The sequence below is a fragment of the Mesorhizobium intechi genome (assembly GCF_002879535.1).
Taxonomy (GTDB): domain Bacteria; phylum Pseudomonadota; class Alphaproteobacteria; order Rhizobiales; family Rhizobiaceae; genus Mesorhizobium; species Mesorhizobium intechi.
Window position 1 is genome coordinate 1 of the sequence record NZ_PNOT02000094.1, and the last position, 5,854, is coordinate 5,854.

At 63.8% G+C, this 5,854-nt stretch carries 5 protein-coding genes; 3 read left to right on the forward strand and 2 right to left on the reverse strand.

The features are described 5' to 3' along the window. A partial coding sequence (locus C1D09_RS08840; protein ID WP_208760361.1) for a caspase family protein occupies nucleotides 1-1,154 on the reverse strand: 1,154 nt, incomplete at its 3' end. 111 nt (nucleotides 1,155-1,265) lie between these two features. Here C1D09_RS08840 and C1D09_RS08845 point away from each other — a divergent pair. The 3 genes from C1D09_RS08845 to C1D09_RS08855 all read left to right on the forward strand — a co-directional run bounded on the left by C1D09_RS08845 (nucleotide 1,266) and on the right by C1D09_RS08855 (nucleotide 4,985). Then, nucleotides 1,266-2,216, forward strand: coding sequence for an AEC family transporter (locus tag C1D09_RS08845; RefSeq protein ID WP_143973916.1), 951 nt, complete (start codon nucleotides 1,266-1,268; stop codon nucleotides 2,214-2,216). Between the two features lie 200 nt (nucleotides 2,217-2,416). Next, entirely contained in the window at nucleotides 2,417-3,874 is a 1,458-nt protein-coding gene (locus C1D09_RS08850) for an NAD-dependent succinate-semialdehyde dehydrogenase (protein ID WP_143973917.1), read from the forward strand. A gap of 88 nt (nucleotides 3,875-3,962) precedes the next feature. Beyond that, entirely contained in the window at nucleotides 3,963-4,985 is a 1,023-nt protein-coding gene (locus C1D09_RS08855; RefSeq protein WP_143973918.1) for an aldose epimerase family protein, read from the forward strand. Between the two features lie 12 nt (nucleotides 4,986-4,997). Here C1D09_RS08855 and C1D09_RS08860 read toward each other — a convergent pair. Further along, nucleotides 4,998-5,854 (reverse strand): sugar kinase (locus tag C1D09_RS08860; RefSeq protein WP_143973919.1); only part of this gene is annotated, 857 nt, incomplete at its 5' end.

Sequence of the window (5,854 nt, forward strand, 5' to 3'; positions counted from 1 at the left end):
AGCCGCTTGATCTCGGGATCGTCGGTGCGCAGTGCGGCGCGCTCCGACATCATCTTCTTCAGGCGGTCGGCTTGCGCGTCGAGCACCTTCTGCAGGTCGGTCGGGTCCTCGGGGATCTTGTCCGTGCCCAGCGCCCTCAGCACGCCATAGAGTGCGTCGAGCGGCACGCCGTCCTGCAGCGAGGCCAGTTCCACCTGCGCCCGCTTCGGATCGGGCAGGTCGGAGATGGTCAAAAGCAGCTGTCGCCGCTCGCCGGTGATCAGCCCGTCATCGCCCGTCGGTTCCGGTGGCGCGACGCCGAAATAAAGCAGCCGGCGCAGGCTTTCATTGACCCAGGGGCGCTGCTTCGCTTTGGTGTCGAGATAGACCTCCTCCGTCACCATGCGCATGACAGAGCCGAACTCCGTGCCTTTCATCGCCGCGAGGTGGCGCAGCAGGGCAGCGGCATAGGGGCTGTTTTCGCCGGCCGCGCCATCGAGCGCTGGGCGACCCGGTTCGGCGGCGAAGCCGACCACCGTGCCCAGGCTGGCATCTTGCGCCGATGCATTGGCAAGCGCCTTGGCGCCACGCACCGGTTCAAGCCCGCCGGCGCCGATGGGCTCGGCGGACGCGGTCGGCGCCCTGCGCACCACGGCGTCCGCGGGAAACGGATTGGTGCGGCAGGCATCGAGCAGCATGATCGTCACGGGCACTGTCTTCTTCAGTTCGTCCATGACGGCGGAAATCGGCACGAGCGCGTTGTTGGCATCCTTCAGCGACGTGACATCGGCATCGACCGGAACCAGATAGTTCTCGCCGCCGGCCTCGATGCCGTGGCCGGAGTAATAGATGAGGGCGACGTCGGCACCGTCGGCATCCTCGACAAAGCGTTCGAGGTCGCGCTTCAGCTTGGCAGCATCGCGATCGGTGACGTTGCGGGCGTCGAAGCCGAGGTCGGTCAGCATCTTGGCCATGTCGCGGGCGTCACTGGCCGGGTTGGGCAGGGCAGCGATGTGCAGGTAGTTCGACTGGCCGATGATCAGCGCCACGCCCTTGAGGCTTTTCGCCTCGGCAAATGCAAGCGCCGTCGCGGCAAGACAAAACAGGGCGGCGACGAAAGCCGTCAGCCACATGCGTGCGAGAAGATTGCATCCTGAGGTTTCGACAAAGGTCATTTGCCGTTCGTGTCCGCCCTGATACTCCAAACCCTGTATAACGTTGCCAGCGTACGATGATCAAATTCGGGCGCGATTGCGCCGCGCGCATGGCTCGCCTATCCCTGAAAAATGTCTCCGCTCACAGAAACCGTGCTTTTCGTCTTCAGCCTCGTGGCGCTCGGCTATCTCGCCGGGTTGACCGGCTATCTCAGGCCGGCGAGCGGCGAGGGGATATCGGATTTCGCGGTCAACGTAGCGATGCCGCTGCTTCTGTTTCAGACGATGGTGCGGTCCGACTTCCATGGCGTGACGCCATGGTCGCTTTGGTTCGTCTATTTCACGGCAGTCGCCATCACCTGGGCCGCCGGCCATCTGGTCACCACCCGTGTCTTCGGCAGGGATGCCCGTGCCGGCGTCGTCGGCGGCGTGTCGTCGGCGTTCTCCAATATCGTGCTGCTTGGCGCGCCCTTTATTCTCGGCATATTCGGAACGGATGGCTTCGAGGTGCTGTCTCTGCTGGTCTCGGTGCATCTGCCAATCATGCTGATGGCCTCGATCGTGCTGTTTGAAGTGTTCGGCCGCGGCAGCGGCGAACCCGTGCATTTTTTGCGTGTTATCCGTAGCTTCCTCAGGCGGCTGTTCATGAATCCGTTGATCCTCGGCATTTTAGCGGGGCTTGCATGGCGCATCACCGATACGCCGCCGCCCGATGTCGCCATGCGTCTGGTCGATGCGCTGGCCGGCACGGCGGGGCCGGTGGCGTTGTTCGCCATGGGGCTCAGCCTGCGTCGCTTCGGCATTTCGGGCAATGTCCGACCAGCGCTGGCGCTTTCGGCGCTGAAACTGTTCCTGATGCCGGCGCTGGTCCTGGTCTTCGTCTGGTTGCTCGGCCTGCCGCCCTTGACAGCCAAGGTGGCCGTGATGGTGGCCGCGATGCCATCTGGCGTCAATTCCTATCTGATCGCGGTACAGTTCAATACCGGCCAGGCGCTGGCATCGAACCAGATGACCATCGCCACCGCCTGCGCCGCCGTCACCACGGCTTTCTGGCTGGCGGTCGTCCTGCATGTCTTTGGGTAGGCGATGCGCAAATCCAGGCGAAGCGGCAAACCTGCTCTCGTCCCGGGCTGGCCCAACCCCTATATGCCATCTTGCGATTGCTTGCGGGCCTTGCCCTAGGTAAAGAGCAGTGGCTCCGGCGTGCCGGCTTCAAATCATGGCGCACGCTCACCGAAGATTTCACAGACCGGCCCGTCAGTGCGCCGAACGGAGGATAGACCATGCTTCAGAAAACCAGCCATTTCATGCGGCAGGCCAATCTCATCAACGGCGAATGGGTGCAAGCCGATAGTGGCCTCACGGTCGACGTCAACAATCCCGCCACCGGCCTCAAGATCGGCACCGTGCCGAAGTCAGGCAAGGCCGAGACCCGCCGCGCCATCGAGGCGGCGGACGCCGCCTTCAAGACCTGGCGCAAGACGACCGCGCTCGAGCGTTCGAAGCTCTTGCGCAAGCTGCATGACGCGATGATGGACAATCAGGACGTGCTCGCCGAGCTCTTGACCATCGAGCAGGGCAAGTCGCTGTTCGAATCGAAGGGCGAGATCGGTTCGGCCGCCGCCTACATTCTGTGGTTCGCCGAGGAAGGCCGCCGCACCTATGGCGACGTCGTACCCTCGCCATGGGCTGACCGCCGCATCCTGGTGACCAAGGAGCCGGTCGGCGTCATCGCCGCCATCACGCCGTGGAACTTCCCGTCCTCGATGCTGGCCCGCAAGCTCGGCCCGGCTCTCGCCGCTGGCTGCACCGCCGTGGTGAAGCCCGCCTCGCAGACGCCTTATTCGGGTCTTGCCTGGGGCGCGCTGGCCGAGGAAGTCGGCTTCCCCAAGGGCGTCGTCAACATCCTGACCGGATCGGCCGGCGAGATCGGCGACGAGATCTGCGCCAATCCGCTGGTGTCGAAGATCACGTTCACCGGATCGACCGAAGTCGGCAAGCTTCTCATCCAGAAGTCGTCGGTCACCGTGAAGAAGGTGTCGATGGAACTCGGCGGCAACGCGCCGTTCATTGTCTTCGACGACGCCGATATCGACCGCGCCGTCACCGGTGCGATCACAGCCAAATACCGAAATTCCGGCCAGACCTGCGTCTGCACCAACCGCTTCCTCGTTCAGGCCGGCGTCTATGACAAGTTCGTCGAGAAGCTGGCCGCCGCCAGCAATGGGCTGAAGGTCGGTTCGGGCCTCGAGGAAGGCGTGCAGCAGGGACCGCTGATCGACGAGAAGGCGGTCGAGAAGGTGGAAGATCTGATCGCCGACGCTACCTCGAAGGGCGGCAAGATCGTCGCGGGCGGCAAGCGCCATGCGCTCGGCGGTTCGTTCTTCCAGCCGACGGTGATCGCCAATGCGACACCCAAGATGCGCTTCATGAAGGAAGAGATTTTTGGGCCGGTCGCTCCGGTGTTCAAGTTCGAGACCGAAGCGGAAGCAATAGCGCTCGCCAACGACACCGAATTTGGCCTCGCCTGCTATTTCTACACCGGCGATCTCGGCCGCGCCTTCCGCGTCATGGAGGGGCTGAAATATGGCATGGTCGGTGTCAATGAAGGCCTCATCACCACGCCGGAGGCACCGTTTGGCGGCGTCAAGGAATCGGGCCTCGGCAAGGAAGGCGGACATCAGGGCATCGAGGATTACCTCGACACCAAATATGTCTGTATCGGCGGCCTCGGCCTCTGATACGCTATTCCTGAGGTCGGCGGGCCTGGCCCGCCGCCTTGGTCGAGAAAACCAGCCGAAATCCTGGGATTAACTGACGTTTGCGGGCATGGCGATGAAGGACGGCGAGGTTTTCGGCACGACGCAGGCGGGTGAGCCGGTGCGCCGCTTCACCATCAGGGGCGGCGGCCTCACAGCCAACATTATCGGGCTTGGCGCCATCATCCAGGATTTGCGCCTGACCGGTCACGATGCGCCGCTGGTGCTCGGCTACAACACTCTGGAGGCCTATGAGGCCGACAACGCCTTCTTCGGCGCCGTCGTCGGCCGCTATGCCAACCGCATCCGCGACGGCCGCTTCACCATTAACAGCAACCGCTACCAGACCGAGCAAAATTTCCTCGGCAAGCATACGCTGCATGGCGGATCGCAGGGCTATTCGCACCGGCCGTGGGCGGTTTCGCTGCATGGCCGGGACTTCGTCACGCTGACGCTGCACGATCCCGAGGGTGCGATGGGTTTTCCCGGCGCGCTCGACGTCACCTGCACCTATCGGCTGAAGATCCCCGGCACACTGAGCGTCGAGCTGACGGCGACGTGCGAGGAGCCGACGCTGTGCAATCTCACCCAGCACTCCTATTTCAACCTCGATGACGGCGGTGCCGGTGACATTCTCGACCACAGGATGATGCTGAACGCCGGCGCCTATCTGCCGGTCGACAGCGACATGATCCCGACCGGCGTTGTCAAGCCAGTTGACGGCACGCCCTTCGATTTCCGCCAGGCACGGCCGCTGCGCATGGAGACCGAGGGTGAGCAACTGCCGTACGACCAGAACTTCTGCCTTGCCTCGACGCGCGGGCCGCTGCGGCAAGCGGCATGGACGCAAGGGGCCAGTTCCGGCGTCGAGATGGAGGTCTGGACCACGGAACCAGGCATTCAGCTCTATACCGGCCAGTATGTGACGCCGCGCAAGGGGCTGGAAGGCCGCGACTACAAGGCGTTTTCCGCTTTCTGCCTGGAACCGCAAATCTGGCCGGATGCGCCGAACCGGCCGTATTTCCCACAGGCAACGCTCTGGCCGGGTGCGATTTATCACCACGTGACGGAATACCGCTTCCGCCTTCCATAGGGTTCCATGCGGCTAGTTTTCGAACGCTGCTCGTAGCGTCTCGAACGGTGCCAGGGCGCCGCGGACCTGGACTACAGCGGCGGCGACGCGATGCGCGCGGCTTGCCGCTTCGCGCGGGCCATGGCCGGCAAGACGCGCCGCGAGGTAGCCGCCGTTGAAGGAATCGCCGGCGCCGGTGGTGTCGACGGGGGCCGCGACATGGATCGCCGGCACGTCATGCAATGTTCCGCCATCGGTAATCAGTGCCGGCTGCTCGCCATTCTTCACCACAACTTCGCCGACCCATTGCCTGAGCCGTTCGGCGGTCGCCAGCGGCGTTGCATCCCCAAACAACATCTGCTCATCGGGGAAGGTCGGCAGGGCGATGTCGGTCACGCCGAGTGCCTCGACGATCGCTGCTTGCGCGCTTTCGCGGTTGCGCCAAAGCCGTGGCCGATAATTGGGATCGAAGGCGATCAGCGCGCCAGCGGCACGTGCCCTGGCCACAGCTTCCAGCAGCGTCTTGCGAGCCGCATCGTCCAGAATTGCTAAAGTGATTCCGGAAAAGTACACAAGCGCCTGATTTTCAAGATTTTTCGACAGTGCGGCGGGATCCGAGGCAAGCTGCCGGGCGGCGGCGTCGCCGCGCCAGTAGGTGAAGGAGCGCTCGGCACCTGTCAGCGTGATCGCATAGAGGCCGGGCCGCGCGCCTGATATCACCGGGCTGGAGCCGACGCCGATGCCGTTTTCGGCGAAGAAGCCGATCTGGTCCTGCGAAAAGGGGTCGTCGCCGAAGGCCGAGACATAGGTTGCGGGCCGGTTCTCGCTCAACGCGTGCAGCGCCCACAGCGTGTTGAACGTGTCGCCGGCAAAACCCATGCGCCAGTTCG